Raw genomic sequence first — 18,455 nt, 5'->3', positions numbered from 1 at the left:
AAAAAAGCCTTCGCGAACAAGTTCGCTCCCACAGGTACGGCGCCACCTTTGTGGGAGCGGCTTTAGCCGCGAAGAGGCCCTGAATGTCAGCGTATCTGCTTCCCGCACACGGAATATCAGGAAACTGTCACACCCCTGTTATGCCTCATGAGGCATGGTCGGCACCTGCCAGTTGTCATGCCAAGTGGACAAAATTTGCACAATGGCCTTTCAGTCGGGGTCGGTTATCGGCACAATTCGCGTCCGCTTTTTTCGGGAGGCCAGCGGACTCCTGTTGGCCGACCTTTATTACGGATAGCGCAATGATCAAAACGCCGTACTACCTCATCGACAAACAGAAGTTGCTGAGCAACCTGGAGAAGATCGCCTACGTGCGCGAGAACTCCGGTGCCAAGGCGTTGCTGGCGCTCAAGTGCTTCGCGACCTGGTCGGTTTTCGACCTGATGCAGCAGTACATGGACGGCACCACGTCCAGCTCGCTGTACGAGCTCAAGCTCGGCAAGCAGAAGTTCGAAGGCGAAACCCATGCCTACAGCGTGGCCTGGGCTGACGACGAAATCGAAGAGATGATCGCCAATTGCGACAAGATCATCTTCAACTCCATCGGCCAGCTCGAACGCTACGCCGACGCCACCGAAGGCACTGTTCGTGGCCTGCGTGTCAATCCGCAAGTGAGCAGCTCCGATTACCTGCTGGCCGACCCGGCGCGTCCCTTCAGCCGCCTCGGCGAATGGAACCCGGAAAAGATCGCCGCGGTGATGGATAAGATCACAGGCTTCATGTTCCACAACAACTGCGAGAACGGTGACTTCAACCTGTTCGACCAGATGCTGACCACCATCGAAGAGCGCTTCGGCGAACTGCTGCACCGCGTCGAGTGGGTCAGCCTGGGCGGCGGTATCCACTTCACCGGCGAAGGCTACGCACTGGACGCGTTCTGCGCACGGCTCAAGTCGTTCTCGGAAAAATACGGCGTGCAGGTGTATCTGGAACCGGGCGAGGCGGCGATCACCAACAGCGCTTCGCTGGAAGTCACCGTGCTCGACACCCTCTACAACGGCAAGAATCTGGCCGTGGTCGACAGCTCCATCGAAGCGCACATGCTCGACCTGTTGATCTATCGCCTCAACGCCAAGCTGGCACCCAGCGATGGCGAACACACCTACATGGTATGCGGCAAATCCTGCCTCGCCGGCGATATCTTCGGCGAATACCAATTCGATCGTCCGCTGACCATCGGCGACAGGCTGTCCTTCATCGACGCCGCGGGTTACACCATGGTCAAGAAAAACTGGTTCAACGGCCTGAAAATGCCGTCCATTGTTGTGAAGCAGCTCGACGGCAGTGTCGAGGTGGTTCGTGAGTTTGGTTTCGAAGACTACTTGTCCAGCCTCTCGTAAGCTGGCGTATTAAGGAGAGATGAAAAAATTGAAGAAGAACGTGCTTATCATTGGTGCAGGAGGTGTCGCCAAGGTGGTGGCCCACAAGTGCGCGCAGCACAACGACGAACTCGGTCGTATTGCTATCGCGTCGCGCAACATCTCCAAATGCCAGGCCATCATCGAAAGCGTCAAGGCCAAGGGCAGCCTCAAACAGCCCGCTGACATCCAGGCTTTCGCGCTGAACGCGCTGGACATCGAAGCGACCAAAACCCTGATCCGCGATACCGAATCGCAGATCGTCATCAACGTGGGTTCCGCTTTCCTCAACATGTCGGTGCTGCGTGCCTGCATCGATACCGGCGTGGCCTATCTGGACACGGCCATTCACGAAGAACCGGGCAAGATCTGCGAGACGCCGCCCTGGTATGGCAACTACGAGTGGAAGCACCTCGAGGAATGCCAGCAAAAGAACGTCACCGCCATTCTGGGCGTGGGCTTCGACCCGGGTGTGGTCAACGCCTATGCGGCCCTGGCGCAGCAACAGCATTTCGACCGCATTGACTCCATCGACATCCTCGACGTCAATGCCGGTTCCCACGGCAAATATTTCGCCACCAATTTCGACCCGGAAATCAACTTCCGCGAATTTACCGGGCAGGTGTGGAGCTGGCAGAACAGCCAGTGGACCAGCAACACCATGTTCGAAGTCAAGCGTACCGATGACTTGCCAGTTGTAGGCTCGCAGAACCTGTACCTGACCGGCCACGATGAAGTGCATTCGCTGTCGAAGAACCTGGACGTGCCTAACGTGCGCTTCTGGATGAGCTTCGGCGAGCACTACATCAACGTGTTCACCGTTCTTAAAAACCTCGGTCTGTTGTCCGAGCAGCCGGTCAAGACTGCCGAAGGTCTGGAAGTTGTGCCGCTCAAAGTGGTCAAGGCCGTGCTGCCCGATCCTGCTTCGCTGGCACCGGGCTACAGCGGCAAGACCTGCATCGGCGATCTGGTCAAAGGCACCAAGGACGGCAAGCCGCGCGAAGTATTCATCTACAACGTCGCTGACCATGTCGATGCCTTCACCGAAACCGACAGCCAGGGCATTTCCTACACTGCAGGCGTTCCACCGGTAGCCGCCGCGCTGCTGGTTGCCCGCGGCGAGTGGGACGTCAAGCACATGGCCAACGTTGAAGAACTGCCAGCCGAGCCGTTCCTCAAACTGCTGGATGTGATGGGCCTGCCGACCCGCATCAAGGACGAGCACGGCGATCGTCCATGGGATCAGGCGCTCTGAGTCTGACCGGACCATCGGCAGTATGAAAAAGGATCGCTCAGGCGATCCTTTTTTATGGCGATTGTGATTCACACGATCTTCTCCAGCTTGCTCCGGGAAGTCGTTCCCGCTTACTGGTAACATGCCGAAACCATCCACGCCCGCCTATCAGCCATGACGGACATGAGTCGCTATGACCCAGCAAAGCTCCCCGGAAAACCTGCTCTTTCTTCATGGAGGGGAACTTGGTGAGCTGATTCGTCGCCATGACTGGACTGCCAGCGGACTAGGCGATCCGGCCGGCTGGCCGCAGAGTCTGAAGACGGTCACGGCGATGCTGCTGGCCTCGCCGGTTCCCATCGTGCTGTTGTGGGGCGAGAAGGGCATCATGATCTACAACGATGCCTATTCCGGATTTGCCGGCGGACGCCATCCGCAGTTGCTGGGCTCGGAGGTGCGTAAAGGCTGGCCCGAAGTGGCCGATTTCAACGACCAGGTCATGCGCGTGGGGCTGGCTGGCCAGACGCTGGCCTACAAGGATCAGGAGCTGACGCTGCATCGCAACGGTCGGCCGGAACAGGTCTGGATGGATCTCGATTACTCGCCCATCTACGACGAATCCGGGCAGCCTGCCGGTGTTATCGCCATCGTTATCGAAACCACTCAGCGTGTGCTGGCCGCTCGCAACCTGCAGCACAGCGAGCAGCGGTTCCGTGCGCTGGTGACGGCGACCGCCGACGAGATCTACCGACTCTCGCCCGACTGGAGTGACCTGCGTCAGCTCGATGGTCGGGGCGTCATTCACACAGGCGTTCAGTCTAGCCGCAGCTGGCTGGATACCTATATTCAGCCGGCGGACCATCCTCTGGTCATGCCGAGTATCGAGCAGGCGATTCGTGATCGCGCCAGTTTCAGCCTTGAGCACCCGATCGCCCGGCCCGATGGCACCCTCGGCTGGGCGTTGTCGCGCGTGGTCCCGTTGTTTGATGAGCGCGGCGAAATCATCGAGTGGTTTGGCTCGGCTTCGGATATCACTGCGCGCCGCCACGCAGAAGAAACGTTGCGGGCCAATGAACGACGCTTGAAGTTTCTGGATGCACTTGGCCGGGAAACCGCGCGCAGCACCGATGCAGACGTCATCATGGCGATTACCACACAGATGCTGGGCGAACATCTGGGCGTGTCGGTCTGTGCCTATGCGGACATGGATCCGGATCAGGATGGCTTTACCATTCGCGGAGACTGGCATGCGCCCGGCTGTCAAAGCATCGTGGGACATTACCGGCTGGCAAGCTTTGGCAGACTGGCGCTCAAGAATCTTCATGCAGGATTGCCGCTGATCCTCAATGACAACGCCGCGCAGCTGGAACCCGAGGAAGCCGTGGCCTTCCTGAGCATTGGTCTGGCCGCTACCATCTGCATGCCGCTCGTCAAAGAGGGCCGCCTTACCGCGTTGATGGCGATTCACGACCGCGTGCCGCATGAGTGGACCTGTGATGAGCTGCTACTGCTCGCCGAAGTTACCGAACGTTCCTGGGCGCATATCGAGCGGGTGCGAGCCGAGGCGCGGCGTCGCGAAAGCGAAGAGCAGTTCCGGCACGACCTCGAAGCGCGGGTGGCCGAGCGCACTGAAGCATTGCGCCTGAGCGAGGCGAATATTCGTCGTACCGAACAGGCCTTGCAGCAGGCGCAAAAGATGGAAGCGCTGGGCAACCTCACCGGCGGCATCGCCCATGACTTCAACAATCTGCTGATGGCCGTGCTGGGTAGTCTGGACCTGCTGCGCAGGCGGATACCGCCCAATCCGGATTTCCTTCGCTTGCTGGACACTGCCAAGGCAGGTGCGGACCGTGGCGCGTCGCTTACCGCTCGAATGCTGGCCTTTGCGCGCCGTCAGGAGCTGCGTTCACAGGACGTCGAACTGGGCGAATTGATCGCCGGGATGACCGAACTGCTGCAGCGCTCGCTCGGCCCAACCGTCGAGCTGCGGATCGTTCATGCGCCGGTCCCGGCCTGGGTGCGAACCGACATCAACCAGCTCGAAACCGCGTTGCTCAACCTGGCGGTCAATGCCCGCGATGCGATGAACGGGCAGGGCTACATCACGATCGATGTCAGCGCACATGCTGCTGCGGAATCCGATCCGCAGCTCAGTCCGGGCGATTACTGGTGCCTCTGTGTGACGGACACCGGCGTCGGCATGGATGAGCACACGCTCAAGCGGGCAACGGAGCCGTTCTTCACCACCAAGGGTGTTGGGCAGGGCACGGGGCTGGGGCTGTCGATGGTGCATGGACTTGCCACGCAGTGTGGCGGCACCTTGCGTCTGCGGAGCAGTCCGGGGTCTGGCACGGCCGCCGAGATGTGGCTGCCCGTGGCCGTCGCGCCGAAGATATCCTCCGAAGACAGCGCTCAAGAGGACAGCGAAGGCGGGGATCAGCGCGTCGTTCTGGATGTTCTGGCGGTGGACGATGATGAGCTGGTGCTGACCAGCACCACTGAAATGCTCAAGGACATGGGGCACCGGGTGTTCGCAGCACGCTCCGCGCAAGAAGCGCTGCAATGGCTTGAGCGTCAGCGTTTCCATCTGATGATCACCGACCACGCCATGCCCCATGTCACTGGCTCGCAACTGGTGGCCAGCGCTCGTGAGCTCTGTCCGGACCTGCCGGTCATCCTGGTGTCTGGCTATGCGGAAGCAGCGTCCGGTCAGACCATCAATGTCCCGTGCCTCGCCAAACCGTTTTCCCGTGCGCAACTTACGGAGCTGGTGAGTCAGACCGGAAAGCGGGTCCACTAGTCATCGCCGGTCGCGTGGCGCCGATGCTCCATGCAGTTGGGCTACAGAGCCGAAGCTTGGCGCGAACCGCGTGGGAGATTCTATGTTTGAGGGGCAGCCCTCTAACGCCCCCGGGCAGAAGCTCAGGGAGCTCGCAAAGCCGCTTGTGATTCTGCCCGAAGGGCGTGGGGGTGACCGGGCGGCGATCCGCTTGTCCGCGATCTGCCGGAAACCGGCAGCAAGATGGTTCACGCGGTGTACCTGAAAAAACAAGGTCGCCCGATTTACTGCCGCTTCGCGCCAGATCGCAGGCAAGCCAGCTCCTACAGTTCGTGCAGCGCTGCGGTTCTTGTGGGAGCCAGCTTGCTGGCGATTGCAGTGTGTCAGTCGCAGCTGCAGGGGCAGGTCTGCTGCTTTCGCGGACAAGCGGAGCGCCGCCCGGTCCGCTACCTCTGGATCAGGACGTGCCGGGTGAGCAGAGGCTGCTGGCCCGGACGTTAAGAAACGCCGGGAATCGATACGATTGCACCGGCTCGCCGGCGATGCGTTTGAGCAGAGTCTCTACGGCACGCACGCCCTGCGCATGCATGCTGGTGCTGACACTGGTCAATTGCAGATGCGCGGCCAGAGGCGTGTCGTTGTAGCCCAGCACGGCGATGTCGCGACCGGCCTGCAGGCCTCGATTGCGCATGGCCCCGAACAGACCGATGGCCAGGAAGTCATTGACCGCGAAGATCGCCGTGGGCGGTTGTGGATGGGCCAGCAGCTGCTCGCCTATGTTGAAGCCTGCCTGGGTATCGAAGCGCCCGCATATAACGCGTTCCGGTTCAATATCGATACCGCGCTCCCGGTAATACTCGACGAAGCTGGCGGTTCGCTCGCCGGAGTTGCTGCTGTGCGCCTCGCCGGCAATGACCGCCACTCGGGTGTGGCCCTGGAAAAACAGGTGTTCAGCGGCCAGGCGGCCGCCCATTTCGTCATCCGAGGTGATCGAGCAGTGCTGGCCGCGCCGTCGGCTCACCAGAACGAAAGGCACCTGACGCTCCGCCAGTTCTTCGAGAAAACCCGGCTCCGGCGTGCTGTGTACGTCGCTGATGATCAGCCCTTCGACATTGCGTGCCAATGCCCGCTCGGCGAGTTCCCGCTGGCGTTCCGGACGGTCCAGCGTGTTGGCGACGAACGAGGTGTAGCGCCGCGCGCTCGCGGCCTCATCGATGCCCTCATAGACAGTCGCCAGCACAATGTCGGAAAGCCTCGGCACCAGAATGGCGATCTCGCGGCTGTGCCGGGTTTTCAAGGTGCGGGCGTGGGTGTTGGGCTGGTAGTCGAGGCTGGCGGCCAAGGCGCGGATGCGTTCGATCGTCTCTTTGGACGCAGCTCGGCCAGCATGGTCCAGAGTGCCGTTGAGCACTCGCGAGACGGTCGAGACATGAACGTTGAGTTGCTGGGCAATACCGCGAAGTGTGGCTGGACGTCTGTTCATGAGGTATGCCTGAGCGCGCGGATGGGCAAGGCGCAACGGCCGGATCCAGGCGCTGAATCTGAGCCGTTCGCTCTGGAAATTCCGGAGGGCAGGGCCATTGCGCCACGATGGAGCGTTGCGTTCCAAAAGATTGCACAAACGATTGCGTAACACTACCCAAACGTTTGGGTGATTTTTTTGAGCAGTTTTCTGTTCAGCATAAGTTTCTGAACTTGCGGGATTTTTTACAGCACGGCGGATTTTCGGGATTTGTCGGGAATGGAGTTGGTATGGGCATTGCGTTAGCCCCCTCAGCCTCCTTACCTGACTGATGGGAAACTCGCCATGACGCACGCTTCAGCAACCCGCGCACGTAGTTTGACCCGAATGGCCCTGGCTTGCTCTTTGGCGATCGGAGCCTTGTCGCCTGTGGCGGCGATGGCCGACAGCACTTTGCGAATTGCCATGACCGCAGCGGACATTCCGCTGACTCACGGTCAACCGGATCAGGGGTATGAAGGTAACCGCTTTACCGGGATCACCATGTTCGACTCGCTGGTCGAATGGGATCTGTCCCAGAGCGAGAAGCCCAGCACTCTGGTGCCGGGGCTTGCCACCGAATGGGCGGTCAAACCGGACGATCACACCAAGTGGATTTTCAAACTGCGGCCCGGCGTGAAGTTTCACGATGGCTCGGTATTCAACGCCGATGCAGTGGTCTGGAACGTCAACAAGGTGCTCGACAAGCAAGCGCCGCAATACGCGCCGGGTCAGATCGGCGTGACCGTCTCGCGCATGCCAACCCTGCGCAGCGCCAAAAAAATCGATGACCTGACTGTCGAGCTGACCACCAGCGAGCCGGACGCGGTACTGCCTTACAACCTGACCAATCTGTTCATGGCATCGCCCGCGGCCTGGCAGAAAGACTTCTCGGCGGTGCCGGCGAGCGTCACCGATGCGGCCGAGCGCTCCAAGCAGGCCTGGACCTCGTTCGCCAGCCATTCTTCAGGTACCGGCCCGTTCAAGATGAACCGCATGGTGCCGCGTCAGGTGCTGGTGCTGGACAAGAACCCGGACTACTGGGACGCCAGGCGCGTGCCCAAGGTTGATCACGTCGAGCTGATTCCGCTGCCCGAGGCCAATGCCCGCACGGCCGCACTGTTGTCCGGCCAGGTGGACTGGATCGAAGCGCCCGCGCCGGATGCCATCGACCAGATCAAGAGCAAGGATTTCAAGATCTACGCCAACGCCCAGCCGCATATCTGGCCATGGCAGTTCTCCTTCGCGCCCGGCTCGCCGTGGCTGGACAAGCGTGTGCGCCAGGCCGCGAACCTTTGCCTGGATCGCAGCGAACTGAAAGCTTATCTGGGCGGCTACATGCAGGAAGCCACCGGCACCTACGAAAAGGATTCGCCGTGGTACGGCAACCCGGAATTCAAGATCAGATACGACCAGCCCGCCGCGCAGAAACTCATGAGCGAAGCCGGGTACAGCAAGGACAAGCCGATCAAGGTCAAGGTCCTGACATCGGCGTCCGGGTCCGGACAAATGCAGCCGCTGCCCATGAACGAATACATCCAGCAGAGCCTCAAGGGCTGCTATTTCGATGTGGAGATTGCCGTCACCGAGTGGAACACGCTGTTCAGCGGCTGGCGCCTGGGTGCCAAGGACCCCGCAGCGCAAGGCGCCAACGCGATCAACGTCAGTGCGGCGGTCATGGACCCGTATTTCGGCATGGTGCGCTTTGCCAGCGAAAAGGCCTTCCCGCCGGTCTCCAACAACTGGGGCTATTTCGCCAGCCCGGAAGTCGAGAAGTTGATCACCCTGGTGCGCAACTCCTTTGACCCCAAGGCGCTGGACGAAGCCTCCGGCAAGCTCAACGCCGCCATGGTCGATGAAGTGCCGTTCCTGTACGTCGCCCACGACGTAGGCCCGCGCGCCATCTCGCCGAAGATTACCGGCGTGGTGCCGGCTCAGAGCTGGTTCATCGATCTGACATTGGTCTCCAAAAAGGACTGAGAAGCCTGACGAGACCGTTGTGGGAGCGGACTTGTCCGCGAAGAGGCCGGTACACCTTCTACATGTTATCGGCCGGGTATACGTCTTCGCGGACAAGTCCGCTCCTACAGGATTTGCTATCGCGCGATGACCGTGATTGCTCTGGTGAGGAACCCTTATGCTCTCTTACATCTTGCGTCGCCTTCTGCTGGCGACCCCCATTTTGCTGGGTGTGGCGCTGGTGTGTTTCATGCTCGTGCAGATGGCGCCCGGCGACCCGCTGGTTTCGGTCATGCCGCCGGATGCCTCCGAAGCACTGCGCACGCAGCTGATCCAGGCCTATGGCTTCGATAAACCGCTGCCGGTGCAGTTTGGCTTATGGCTCTGGCATGCGATACATGGCGATCTGGGCATGTCCATCGCCAGTGGCCGTCCGGTCACGGCGGAAGTGCTGGGAGCGGTAGGTTATTCCCTGCGTCTGGCGTTGCTGGCAACCCTGATCGGTTTTGTCCTGGGCAGCCTGTTCGGTTTCGTCGGCGGTTACTTTCAGGACAGCTGGCTGGACCGCGTGGCCTCCGCCATTTCCGCGGTTGGTGTCAGCGTGCCACATTACTGGCTCGGCATGCTGATGGTCATCATCTTCTCTTCGCAGCTGGGCTGGCTGCCCGCCACCGGCGGCGGACCGCTGGGGCAAGCGGCGTGGGCATGGGACTGGGCGCACCTGCAGTTCATGATTCTGCCGGCCATTACCCTGTCGGTCATTCCCACCGGGATCATTGCGCGGACCGTGCGCGCGCAAGTGGCGGAAACCCTGGCGCAGGAATTCATCATCGGCCTGCGCGCCAAGGGGCTGAGCGAGTGGGGGCTTTTCCGCCATGTGGTGAAGAATGCAGCGCCCACCGCCATGGCGGTGATGGGCTTGCAGATCGGTTACCTGATGGGCGGCTCGATTCTGGTCGAGACGGTCTTTGCCTGGCCCGGCACCGGCCTACTGCTCAACTCCGCGATCTTCCAGCGTGACTTGCCGTTGCTGCAGGGCACGATCTGGGTGCTGGCCTTGTTTTTCGTGGCGCTCAATCTGCTGGTGGACATCCTGCAAACGCTGCTCGATCCACGTATCAAAAGGGGCTGAGCATGAACATGTCGACAGTCAGGCCGGCCGCGCCGGTCATTACGCCTATCGAAAGCTCGCCCGGCTACTGGAGCGAAGTGTTTGGCCGCGTGCGCCGCGATCCGGTGGCGCTGTTGGTAGGTGGCATCATTTTCGTATTGTTGCTGCTGGCGGTGTTCGGTCCGTGGATCGTTCCGGGCGACGCCTTCACCACCTCCATGTTCAAACGCCTCAAACCCATCGGCACCGAAGGCTTCCCGCTGGGCACCGACGAGCTGGGCCGCGATCTGCTGTCACGCCTGATGCTGGGCGCGCGCCTGTCACTGTTCATGGGCATCACGCCGGTGATCTTCGCCTTTTTCATCGGTGGCGCAATCGGGGTGATTGCCGGCTACTTCGGCGGCTGGCTGAACAGCCTGATCATGCGCACCGTCGACGTGTTCTACGCCTTCCCGTCGGTGCTGCTGGCCATCGCTTTCTCCGGCGCGCTGGGCGCCGGCGTCGGTAACGCGCTGTTGTCGCTGACCCTGGTTTTCGTACCGCAAGTTGCGCGTATCGCCGAGAGCGTCACCACTCAGGTACGAAACCGCGATTACATCGAAGCCGCCCGCGCTTCGGGTGCGGGCTCGTTCACCATCATTCGCACCCAGGTGCTGGGCAACGTGCTTGGGCCGATCTTCGTGTTCACCACCGGGCTGATTTCCGTGTCGATGATTCTCGCCTCCGGCCTGTCGTTTCTAGGCCTCGGCGTCACGCCACCGGAGCCGGAATGGGGCCTGATGCTCAACACCCTGCGCACTGCCATCTACACCCAGCCGCTGGTATCGGCCTTGCCGGGAGCGATGATCTTTATCACCTCGATATCTTTCAACGTGCTCGCCGATCGGCTGCGGGCGGCCATGGCAATCAGGAGTTGACGATGACCAAGCGCGATATTGGCGGTCCGGCTCAGCCACTGCTGAAAGTGGAAAAACTGGTCAAACATTTCCCGGTCAAGGGCGCGCTGGGCAAGCGTAGCGTCGTCCGCGCCGTGGATGGCATCAGCTTCGCGGTGCAGAAGGGCGAGACGCTTGGCGTGGTCGGGGAGTCCGGCTGTGGCAAATCCACCACCGCGCGGCTGTTGATGCAGCTGATCGAGCACGACAGCGGCGAACTGGTGTTCGACGCCATGACCGTGGGCGGTCACCAGCTGCCACTGCGTGACTACCGGCGTCAGGTACAGATGGTGTTTCAGGACAGCTACTCATCGCTGAACCCGCGCCTGACCATGGAACAGTCCGTGGCGTTCGGCCCTTCGGTGCACGGGGTCAGCCAGCGCGACGCATTGCAGCGCGCCCGTGATCTGTTAGGGCGAGTGGGGCTGGAGCCGACACGGTTTGCCGGTCGCTATGCCCACGAGCTGTCCGGCGGCCAGCGCCAGCGGGTGAACATCGCCCGCGCCCTGGCGGTCGATCCGCGCCTGGTGATTCTCGACGAAGCGGTCTCGGCGCTGGACAAATCCGTGGAAGCGCAAGTCTTGAACCTGCTGCTGGACCTCAAGGACAGCCTGCAACTGACTTACGTGTTCATCAGCCACGACCTGCACGTGGTGCGCTATCTGTCCGACCGGATCATGGTCATGTACCTGGGCGAGATCGTCGAGATCGGCCCGGCAGAAGCGCTGTTCTGCAACGCCCAACACCCATACACCCAAGCGTTGCTGACTTCCATGCCCTCCATGGACCCGGCTCATCGCACCCTGGTTTCGCCTTTGTCGGGCGATCCGCCCAGCCCGATCAACCCGCCTGCGGGCTGCCGTTTCCATACCCGTTGCCCCCACGCCGAAGCGATCTGCTCGCAGATGGCACCCGCGCTGACCGAGACGGGTAACGGGCATCAGGCTGCCTGCCTGATGGTTCAGCCGGGGGCCGGGCACAGCCGCAGCCCGGCGGTGGAAATGATCTACGGAGGAGCATTGGCATGAGTGAACTACCCATGGTGGCCGTGCGCGACCTCAAGGTTCGCTTCAAGCGGGGCGGGCAGACTCTTTCGGCGGTCAACGGCGTCAGCCTGCAAGTGGCGCGTGGTGAAGTGCTGGCGCTCATCGGCGAATCCGGGTCCGGCAAGAGCGTGACCCTGCGTGCCTTGATGCGCCTGCACTCCGAGCGCTCGACGCGCATTGAAGGGCAGATCGACATCGCCGGGCAGGACCTGATGAAGCTGTCGCGCAGCCAGCTCCAGGCGTTGCGCGGGCCGGTCGCCTCGATGATTTTTCAGGAGCCACTGCTGGCGCTGGACCCGGTGTACACCATCGGACAGCAGATCGTCGAAGCGCTGCGCCGCCATAGCTCGATGTCCAGGGCCGAGGCCCGAGCGGCGGCGCTTGAGGCACTACGCAGCGTGCGGATTCCAAGCCCGGAACAGCGCCTGGATGCCTACCCGCACGAGATGTCCGGCGGCATGCGCCAGCGGGCGATGATTGCTCTGGCGCTGGCCTGCAAGCCGCAGATCCTGCTAGCGGACGAACCCACCACGGCGCTGGACGCCACGGTGCAGATCCAGATTCTGATCCTGTTGCGCGAGCTCCAGCAGGCACTGGGCCTGTCGATCATCTTCGTGACCCACGACATCGGCGCGGCGGTGGAAGTCGCCGACAGAGTGGCTGTCATGTACGGCGGGCGCATCGTCGAACAGGCGCCGCTCGCCGAGCTGCTGGACAACCCGCAGCACCCGTACACCCGAGTGCTGCTCGGCACCCGCCCCAAGGACGGCCTGCGCAAGGGCGAACGTCTGATCAGTATTCCCGGTGCGCCACCGGACCTGGCCAACCTGCCGGCCGGTTGCGCCTTCGCGCCACGCTGTCCGCGCGCCAGCGACGTATGTCGCAGCGCCGTGCCGGCCATTGAAGACGTCGTTGCCGACCACTCCGTGAGTTGCCATCACTGGCATCGGGTTCCCGTTCATTCCTTCAGTGAGTCCTTGTCATGACCGATTCCGCATTCGCTTTGATGCCGTATCCACACGTTGACGTACCTCACGCAGCGAGCGGCCCGCTGGCCGGCTACACCTTTGCCGCCAAAGACCTTTTCGACGTCGCCGGTTACCCGACCGGGGGCGGCAACCCCCATGTGCTGGCGATGTCGGGCATCAAGACCGTGACCGCGCCGACCATCCAGCGCCTGCTGGACGCTGGTGCCGAAATGATCGGCAAGGCCCACACCAATGAAATGGCATTCTCCATGAGCGGCAAGAACGCCCATTTCGGCACACCACGCAACGGCGCAGCCCATGACCGCATTCCCGGGGGCTCTTCGTCGGGCTCGGCGTCGGCGGTGTCGAATGGCTTGTGCGACTTCGCGATGGGCAGCGACACCGGTGGCTCGGTGCGGACCCCGGCCAGTTATTGCGGCCTGTTCGGCCTGCGCCCAAGCCATGGCCGAGTGTCGCTGGCCAATACTCAGGCGCTGTGCGAAAGCATGGACACTGCCGGCTACTTCGCCCGCGACGCCAAGGTATTCGGTCTGGTCGGCGAGTGCCTGCTGGGAGAGGATTCGGCGCCACTGCCTGCAATGCCGCAGCTGATGATCAGCGACGAGTTGTTTGGTTTGTTGCCCGCTGCCTCGCTGGACGCCCTGGCGCCCGCTATCGCGCAAATCACCGATTGCTGCGGCCCCCTGGAAAAACTCGGCGCAGAGTTGCCTTCGTTGAGCGACGCGTATTGGGCATTCCGTTACATCCAGGGCCGCGAAGCCTGGGAAGCGCAGGGTGAACTGATCGAGCGCGAAGGCCTGGCGCTGGGGCCGGACGTGGCGGCACGTTTCGCCTGGTCCAAGGCTGTCACCGACGAGCAGTACAACGACGCCTGCACCTTGCGCGAGCGTTTCACCGCCCATTGGAAAGAGCTGCTGGGCAACCGCGTGCTGGTCATGCCCACCGTCCCGGACATCGCGCCGCTGCTCAGCGCCAGGGATGAGGAGATCGAAGAAACCCGCCGCATCTCCCACCACCTGCTGGCCATCGCCGTGCTGTGCCGCACGCCGCAACTGACCATGCCGCTGGTTTCCAAGGACGGCGCTCCGCTAGGCATCTCACTCATGGGCCCAGCAGGCAGCGACCTCAGCCTGGTAAAGCTCGCCGTGAAAATCGCACAACTCGCGTAGGAGCCAGCTTGCTGGCGATTGCGGTGTGTCAGCCGCTGCTGCAATGCCAGGCGTGCCGTGAATTATGTGGGAGCCAGCTTGCTGGCGAGGGCTGAAGTACAAGCAACACAAATGTTGCGGCCGTGCCAGCGTCTTCGCCAGCAAGCTGGCTCCTACAGATTAGAAGTGCGCCACGATCTTGTGGGAGCCAGCCTGCTGGCGAGTGCGGTGCGTCAGTCACTGCCGCAACGCCGGGTCTGCTGCTCTCGCAAGCAAGCTTGCTCCCATGGATCTACCAAGACAGCTCTTCACTTCAACATTGGAGACTCACTATGAACACACCCTTCACCCCGGCAACAGTGCTCACCTCCAACGCTCCACTCATCAACACCCAGCGCCTCTGGCAATCCCTTATGGACCTGGCCCAGATCGGCGCGACCCCCAAAGGCGGTGTCTGCCGCCTGGCCCTGACCGACCTCGACAAACAAGCCCGCGACCTCTTCATCAAATGGTGCGAGGAAGCCGGCTGCGCCGTAAGCGTGGACGCCATCGGCAACATCTTCGCCCGTCGCCCGGGCCGCAACCCGGAGCGCGCACCGGTAATGACCGGCAGCCACATCGACACCCAACCCACCGGCGGCAAGTTCGACGGCTGCTTCGGCGTCATGGCCGGCCTTGAGGTGATCCGCACCCTCAACGATCTGGGCCTGGAAACCGATGCGCCCATCGAAGTGGTGGTCTGGACCAACGAAGAAGGCTCGCGATTCCCGCCATGCATGATGGGTTCCGGTGTATTCACCGGCAAACTCGACCTCGCCGACACCCTCGCCAAGCAAGACGAACAAGGGCTGATCGTCGGCGAAGAACTGCAACGCATCGGCTACGCCGGCAGCCGGGCTGTGCTGGGGCACCCGGTAGGCGCGTACTTCGAAGCGCACATCGAGCAAGGCCCGATCCTCGAAGACCAGCAGAAAACCATCGGCGTGGTCATGGGCTGTCTCGGCCAGAAATGGTTCGACCTGACCCTGACCGGCGTCGAAGCCCATGCCGGCCCGACACCCATGCACCTGCGCAAAGACGCCTTGGTCGGCGCTGCCCAGGTTGTCAGCGCAGTAAATCGCATCGCGGTGCAAAGCCAGCCCCACGCCTGCGGCACCGTCGGCTGTCTCAACATTCACCCTGGCTCACGCAACGTCATTCCCGGCGAAGTGAAACTGACTATCGACTTCCGCCACCTGCATGCCGACAAACTGCAGGCCATGGTCGACGACCTCAAACAGGCCATCGAAAGCGCCTGCCAGCAACATGGCCTGACCTACCAGTTAACGCCTACCGCTGACTTTCCACCGCTGGACTTCGCTTCCCAATGCGTCGACGCCGTGCGCGAAGGCGCTGCGCAGCTGGGGCTGAGCCATATGGATATCGTGAGCGGGGCAGGGCACGACGCGATATTCATTGCCGAGCTTGGGCCCGCGGGGATGATCTTCGTACCGTGTGAAGGCGGGATCAGCCATAACGAGATCGAAAATGCGACGCCGGAGGATTTAGGGGCGGGGTGTGCGGTGTTGTTCAGGGCGATGGTGAAGGCTGCGACGGCCTAGTGAACAGTGCCTGCAGGAGTAAGCATGCCGAGCGCAATCACTCATGCGCTCGGCAGCTGGCTTAATTGACCTTCTTATACTCCATGCCCGGGCCGGTTAGATGTCCAGTGGACTTGTCGATGACCAGGTTGACCGTCATCTGCCCGTTTACCTGCAAAATGCCGTCTTTCACAACCGCTGGCAGGTTCTGGGTCTTCGGCTTGCCATCAACAAAGCTCGGCGACGTCTCGCGGACGATAAGACCGTCGCCGTTCTTCTCGATCTGCACGGTCCGGTTTTCGCGCTTGATGTCCTGCCACTTTCCAATGTATTCACTTCCTGCATCCGCTCCGCATCCAGCGAGCAGCACGGCGGAAATTGCAGCGGCAAAAAATTTCTTCATCAACGTCTCGTTCCTTCCTAACGTGTGTTCAGAGTTGGTATCCATTGCGCCAGAGCCTTCGCTCTAACGAGCGCAATGGTACATGCTTAGAAGCTCCATGTTTTAAGCGCTGTTTCAGATTAAAAATTCTTGCGGCTGCGCTTCAGTAACTATCGGGTTTCAACCGTTGTTCGACAACTCTACCGAACGGTCGTAGGCCGCAGCCGTGGCCGCTTTCATCAACTCGCGTAACCTGGCCTTTTCTTCAAACACTTCAATGGCGGCCGCAGTGGTTCCATTCGAGACAGTGGGCATGCTGCTCGCCACGATGGCAGTCAGCCTGATGGCGATGCTGCCTGAAGACCAGTTTCTGAGCTGGGGCTGGCGAGTGCCGTTCGTGCTCAGCGCCGGCCTAGTGTTCCTCGGCCTGTGGATTCGCCATGGCCTGGATGAAACCCCGGACTTCAAGAAAGCCAAGGAAACCGGCAACGTCGCCAAAATGCCGCTGGTAGAAACACTGCGCGACCACTGGCGCGAAGTGCTCATCGCAGCCGGCCTGAAAGTTGTGGAAACCGCGCCGTTCTACATCTTCTCCACCTTCGTGGTTAGCTACGCGGTCAACACCCTGGCCTATACCAAGGTGAGCGCCCTCAACGCCGTCATGATCGGCGCCGCCGTCGCATCGCTCATGATCCCGCTGATGGGCTGGCTGTCCGACAAGATCGGGCGCAAGACCGTCTACATCATCGGCATCCTGTCCATCGCCATGTTCATCGTGCCGTACTTCATGCTGCTCGACACCAAAACCACCTGGGGCCTGACAATCGCCACAGTCGTCGCCCTCGGCATCCTCTGGGCACCCGTCACCGCCGTGCTCGGCACCATGAGTTCGGAAATCTTCTCCACCCGCGTGCGCTATACCGGCATTACATTGGGTTACCAGCTGGGCGCAGCACTGGCAGGCGGAACCGCGCCGTTGATCGCGACCTACCTGCTGAGTCGTTATGACGGAAGCTGGACGCCAGTGGCGTTGTACATGATGGGAACCGTGCTGGTTTCCTTGGTGGCCGTGTTGGCGGTCAAGGGAGCAAAGGCGGATTTGCCGCAGGCGGGAGCGCGCAGGGCTGTTTGACGTGTTCTGAGTCAGGCTGGGCGACACTGTCGCCCAGCTGGCGTTTCAAGTCACGAAGCTCGGTCAAGCTGTAACGGGTCTACCGATCCACCTCTTGCAACCGCACCTGCACCGCATCATCAAAAATGATGTACAGCGTTTCCACATCCGCAGGTTTCAGCTTCCTCGCGCTCTCCAGCGCCCCGATCAAAGCGATCTGCATCTCGCCTTCACGCTCCACATCCTCCCGCGTACTCGCCGCGTTCAACGCTCGCACCATGTCGTCGATTTGATTGCGCACTGGCTTGGGGAGCTTTAACTGGTCGAGTTGTTCTTGAAGCATTGGGGGGATCTCCGGTAGGGTTGTGGCACTGGGGCAAACACCCGGAAACAAAAAAAGGCACCTGACAGGTGCCTTTTTCGTGACGCTTGTTTGGTGGAGCCGGGGGGATTTGAACCCCCGTCCGCCAGTACTCCGCTGTCGGTACTACATGCTTAGCCGTGTCTATTAAGTTAACCCTCAGCGACCCGACGGGCAGGGTGCTTTGGGCGAGCTGTGTAAGTTTTAGTCGCGTCGGCCACAACGTCCTAAGCGACGATCCTGTTCTGTATGACAATCATTTCGGGTTTACAGGCATCCCCTGATGATTGCTGGAGCCGAAGCTACCAGAAGGAAGGCTAGCGCCGCTTACGCAGCGAGAGCGTATTCCCCGTAGGTTTCGTCATTGGCAACTATAGAAAGTTGCAACAGTGGATTTACGAGTTCTGTTACCAACTCGGCATGCACCTAAAGTTTCATCACCGGCGTCGAATCCTAATCGGCCCCGAGACTGCTTTCGCAGTCGCTGGGCGGAGTGTACGCGCTTTGCCGCTTCGCGTCGACCCGTCCAGTCGTTCGATGAGGCCAGCCGGTCGGCTGGCCTGGGCAAGTCGATTACTTGCCGGCACCTTCGCTGCCCGAACCGATGGTTTTCAGGCGGGTGATAGCCTTGGTGGTCAGGTCGATACAGGTTTTTTCGTCGTTCTTGGCCTGGGCGGCCTTGGCGTCTGTCTCGGTCTTGGCCAGCATTTCCTTCACGTCAGGGCTCAGGTTGGCGTTGGTCGACACCTGGGCGTCCTTGAGGGTTTGCAGGTTGCTGCCGCACAGATCATCGGCGGCGAATACCGGTGAAGCCAACAGTGCAGCGCTTAAGAACAATCCAGTGAGGGCAGTACGCTTCATGTGTATCTCCTTATAGCCTGTGGACTCGGTGTGGCCGGTC

General features: G+C 61.2%; 16 protein-coding genes and 1 other RNA gene. 11 read left to right on the top strand and 6 right to left on the bottom strand.

Features of this window, described 5'->3' with window-relative positions:
• Positions 1-302 precede the first annotated feature (302 nt).
• The 3 genes from nspC to J3P77_RS19075 all read left to right on the top strand — a co-directional run bounded on the left by nspC (position 303) and on the right by J3P77_RS19075 (position 5,452).
• Positions 303-1,400, top strand: coding sequence for a carboxynorspermidine decarboxylase (gene nspC / locus J3P77_RS19085; protein WP_434678121.1), 1,098 nt, complete (start codon positions 303-305; stop codon positions 1,398-1,400).
• Between the two features lie 28 nt (positions 1,401-1,428).
• Positions 1,429-2,673 (top strand): saccharopine dehydrogenase family protein, encoded by a 1,245-nt coding sequence (locus tag J3P77_RS19080; RefSeq protein WP_434678120.1) that lies wholly within the window; start codon positions 1,429-1,431, stop codon positions 2,671-2,673.
• 172 nt (positions 2,674-2,845) lie between these two features.
• Positions 2,846-5,452 (top strand): ATP-binding protein, encoded by a 2,607-nt coding sequence (locus tag J3P77_RS19075; RefSeq protein ID WP_434678119.1) that lies wholly within the window; start codon positions 2,846-2,848, stop codon positions 5,450-5,452.
• Between the two features lie 436 nt (positions 5,453-5,888).
• Here J3P77_RS19075 and J3P77_RS19070 read toward each other — a convergent pair whose 3' ends face one another.
• A complete protein-coding gene (locus J3P77_RS19070) occupies positions 5,889-6,914 on the bottom strand; it encodes a LacI family DNA-binding transcriptional regulator (RefSeq protein ID WP_434678118.1) in 1,026 nt (341 codons plus the stop codon).
• Between the two features lie 417 nt (positions 6,915-7,331).
• On the opposite strand from J3P77_RS19070, the gene J3P77_RS19065 reads away from it, so the two are divergent.
• The 7 genes from J3P77_RS19065 to J3P77_RS19035 all read left to right on the top strand — a co-directional run bounded on the left by J3P77_RS19065 (position 7,332) and on the right by J3P77_RS19035 (position 15,721).
• The gene (locus tag J3P77_RS19065) at positions 7,332-8,912 is read left to right on the top strand and encodes an ABC transporter substrate-binding protein (RefSeq protein ID WP_434678117.1); all 1,581 of its coding nucleotides are present in this window, start codon (positions 7,332-7,334) and stop codon (positions 8,910-8,912) included.
• Positions 8,913-9,069: 157 nt separating this feature from the next.
• On the top strand, positions 9,070-10,023 hold the full coding sequence (locus J3P77_RS19060; protein WP_434678116.1) for an ABC transporter permease: 954 nt from the start codon (positions 9,070-9,072) through the stop codon (positions 10,021-10,023).
• A gap of 2 nt (positions 10,024-10,025) precedes the next feature.
• Entirely contained in the window at positions 10,026-10,919 is an 894-nt protein-coding gene (locus J3P77_RS19055; RefSeq protein ID WP_434678115.1) for an ABC transporter permease, read from the top strand.
• Between the two features lie 2 nt (positions 10,920-10,921).
• Positions 10,922-11,965: an ABC transporter ATP-binding protein gene (locus J3P77_RS19050; protein WP_434678114.1), complete on the top strand. Its 1,044-nt coding sequence runs from the start codon at positions 10,922-10,924 to the stop codon at positions 11,963-11,965.
• The gene (locus J3P77_RS19045) at positions 11,962-12,969 is read left to right on the top strand and encodes an ABC transporter ATP-binding protein (protein WP_434678113.1); all 1,008 of its coding nucleotides are present in this window, start codon (positions 11,962-11,964) and stop codon (positions 12,967-12,969) included. The genes J3P77_RS19050 and J3P77_RS19045 overlap by 4 nt, the downstream gene beginning before the upstream one ends.
• Entirely contained in the window at positions 12,966-14,141 is a 1,176-nt protein-coding gene (locus J3P77_RS19040) for an amidase (RefSeq protein WP_434678111.1), read from the top strand. Before J3P77_RS19045 ends, J3P77_RS19040 begins: the two co-directional genes overlap by 4 nt.
• A 311-nt stretch (positions 14,142-14,452) precedes the next feature.
• The gene (locus tag J3P77_RS19035; protein WP_434678109.1) at positions 14,453-15,721 is read left to right on the top strand and encodes a Zn-dependent hydrolase; all 1,269 of its coding nucleotides are present in this window, start codon (positions 14,453-14,455) and stop codon (positions 15,719-15,721) included.
• A 61-nt stretch (positions 15,722-15,782) separates the two neighbouring features.
• Here the strand turns inward: J3P77_RS19035 and J3P77_RS19030 are convergent, their stop codons facing one another.
• Positions 15,783-16,103 carry a hypothetical protein gene (locus J3P77_RS19030; protein ID WP_434678107.1) on the bottom strand — a complete coding sequence of 107 codons (321 nt, stop codon included), beginning with the start codon at positions 16,101-16,103 and terminating at the stop codon, positions 15,783-15,785.
• A gap of 159 nt (positions 16,104-16,262) precedes the next feature.
• Positions 16,263-16,397, bottom strand: coding sequence for a pyrroline-5-carboxylate reductase dimerization domain-containing protein (locus J3P77_RS19025; RefSeq protein ID WP_434678106.1), 135 nt, complete (start codon positions 16,395-16,397; stop codon positions 16,263-16,265).
• Here J3P77_RS19025 and J3P77_RS19020 point away from each other — a divergent pair.
• On the top strand, positions 16,396-17,214 hold the full coding sequence (locus J3P77_RS19020) for an MFS transporter (protein ID WP_434678105.1): 819 nt from the start codon (positions 16,396-16,398) through the stop codon (positions 17,212-17,214). The two genes, J3P77_RS19025 and J3P77_RS19020, sit on opposite strands and share 2 nt — an antisense overlap.
• Positions 17,215-17,293: 79 nt before the next feature.
• Here the strand turns inward: J3P77_RS19020 and J3P77_RS19015 are convergent, their stop codons facing one another.
• From J3P77_RS19015 to J3P77_RS19005, 3 genes are all read right to left on the bottom strand, one after another.
• On the bottom strand, positions 17,294-17,536 hold the full coding sequence (locus J3P77_RS19015; protein ID WP_434678104.1) for a hypothetical protein: 243 nt from the start codon (positions 17,534-17,536) through the stop codon (positions 17,294-17,296).
• Between the two features lie 91 nt (positions 17,537-17,627).
• Positions 17,628-18,019: a transfer-messenger RNA gene (gene ssrA, locus J3P77_RS19010) on the bottom strand.
• 108 nt (positions 18,020-18,127) lie between these two features.
• A complete protein-coding gene (locus J3P77_RS19005) occupies positions 18,128-18,415 on the bottom strand; it encodes a hypothetical protein (protein ID WP_434678103.1) in 288 nt (95 codons plus the stop codon).
• Positions 18,416-18,455 lie beyond the last annotated feature (40 nt).

The sequence above is a fragment of the Pseudomonas sp. R1-18 genome (genome assembly GCF_051132095.1).
In the GTDB taxonomy this organism is placed as follows: domain Bacteria; phylum Pseudomonadota; class Gammaproteobacteria; order Pseudomonadales; family Pseudomonadaceae; genus Aquipseudomonas.
The sequence above is the reverse complement of the archived record's forward strand: the minus strand, read 5'-3'. Positions and strand labels throughout refer to the sequence as shown.

What these genes read in the sequence shown, in the direction of transcription:
- nspC (WP_434678121.1), top strand. Translation starts at nt 303, where the DNA reads ATGATCAAAACGCCGTACTACCTCATCGACAAACAGAAGTTGCTGAGC.
- J3P77_RS19075 (WP_434678119.1), top strand. Translation starts at nt 2,846, where the DNA reads ATGACCCAGCAAAGCTCCCCGGAAAACCTGCTCTTTCTTCATGGAGGG.
- J3P77_RS19070 (WP_434678118.1), bottom strand. Translation starts at nt 6,914, where the DNA reads ATGAACAGACGTCCAGCCACACTTCGCGGTATTGCCCAGCAACTCAAC.
- J3P77_RS19065 (WP_434678117.1), top strand. Translation starts at nt 7,332, where the DNA reads ATGGCCGACAGCACTTTGCGAATTGCCATGACCGCAGCGGACATTCCG.
- J3P77_RS19060 (WP_434678116.1), top strand. Translation starts at nt 9,070, where the DNA reads ATGCTCTCTTACATCTTGCGTCGCCTTCTGCTGGCGACCCCCATTTTG.
- J3P77_RS19055 (WP_434678115.1), top strand. Translation starts at nt 10,026, where the DNA reads ATGAACATGTCGACAGTCAGGCCGGCCGCGCCGGTCATTACGCCTATC.
- J3P77_RS19050 (WP_434678114.1), top strand. Translation starts at nt 10,922, where the DNA reads ATGACCAAGCGCGATATTGGCGGTCCGGCTCAGCCACTGCTGAAAGTG.
- J3P77_RS19045 (WP_434678113.1), top strand. Translation starts at nt 11,962, where the DNA reads ATGAGTGAACTACCCATGGTGGCCGTGCGCGACCTCAAGGTTCGCTTC.
- J3P77_RS19040 (WP_434678111.1), top strand. Translation starts at nt 12,966, where the DNA reads ATGACCGATTCCGCATTCGCTTTGATGCCGTATCCACACGTTGACGTA.
- J3P77_RS19035 (WP_434678109.1), top strand. Translation starts at nt 14,453, where the DNA reads ATGAACACACCCTTCACCCCGGCAACAGTGCTCACCTCCAACGCTCCA.
- J3P77_RS19030 (WP_434678107.1), bottom strand. Translation starts at nt 16,103, where the DNA reads ATGAAGAAATTTTTTGCCGCTGCAATTTCCGCCGTGCTGCTCGCTGGA.
- J3P77_RS19020 (WP_434678105.1), top strand. Translation starts at nt 16,396, where the DNA reads ATGCTGCTCGCCACGATGGCAGTCAGCCTGATGGCGATGCTGCCTGAA.
- J3P77_RS19025 (WP_434678106.1), bottom strand. Translation starts at nt 16,397, where the DNA reads ATGCCCACTGTCTCGAATGGAACCACTGCGGCCGCCATTGAAGTGTTT.
- J3P77_RS19015 (WP_434678104.1), bottom strand. Translation starts at nt 17,536, where the DNA reads ATGCTTCAAGAACAACTCGACCAGTTAAAGCTCCCCAAGCCAGTGCGC.
- J3P77_RS19005 (WP_434678103.1), bottom strand. Translation starts at nt 18,415, where the DNA reads ATGAAGCGTACTGCCCTCACTGGATTGTTCTTAAGCGCTGCACTGTTG.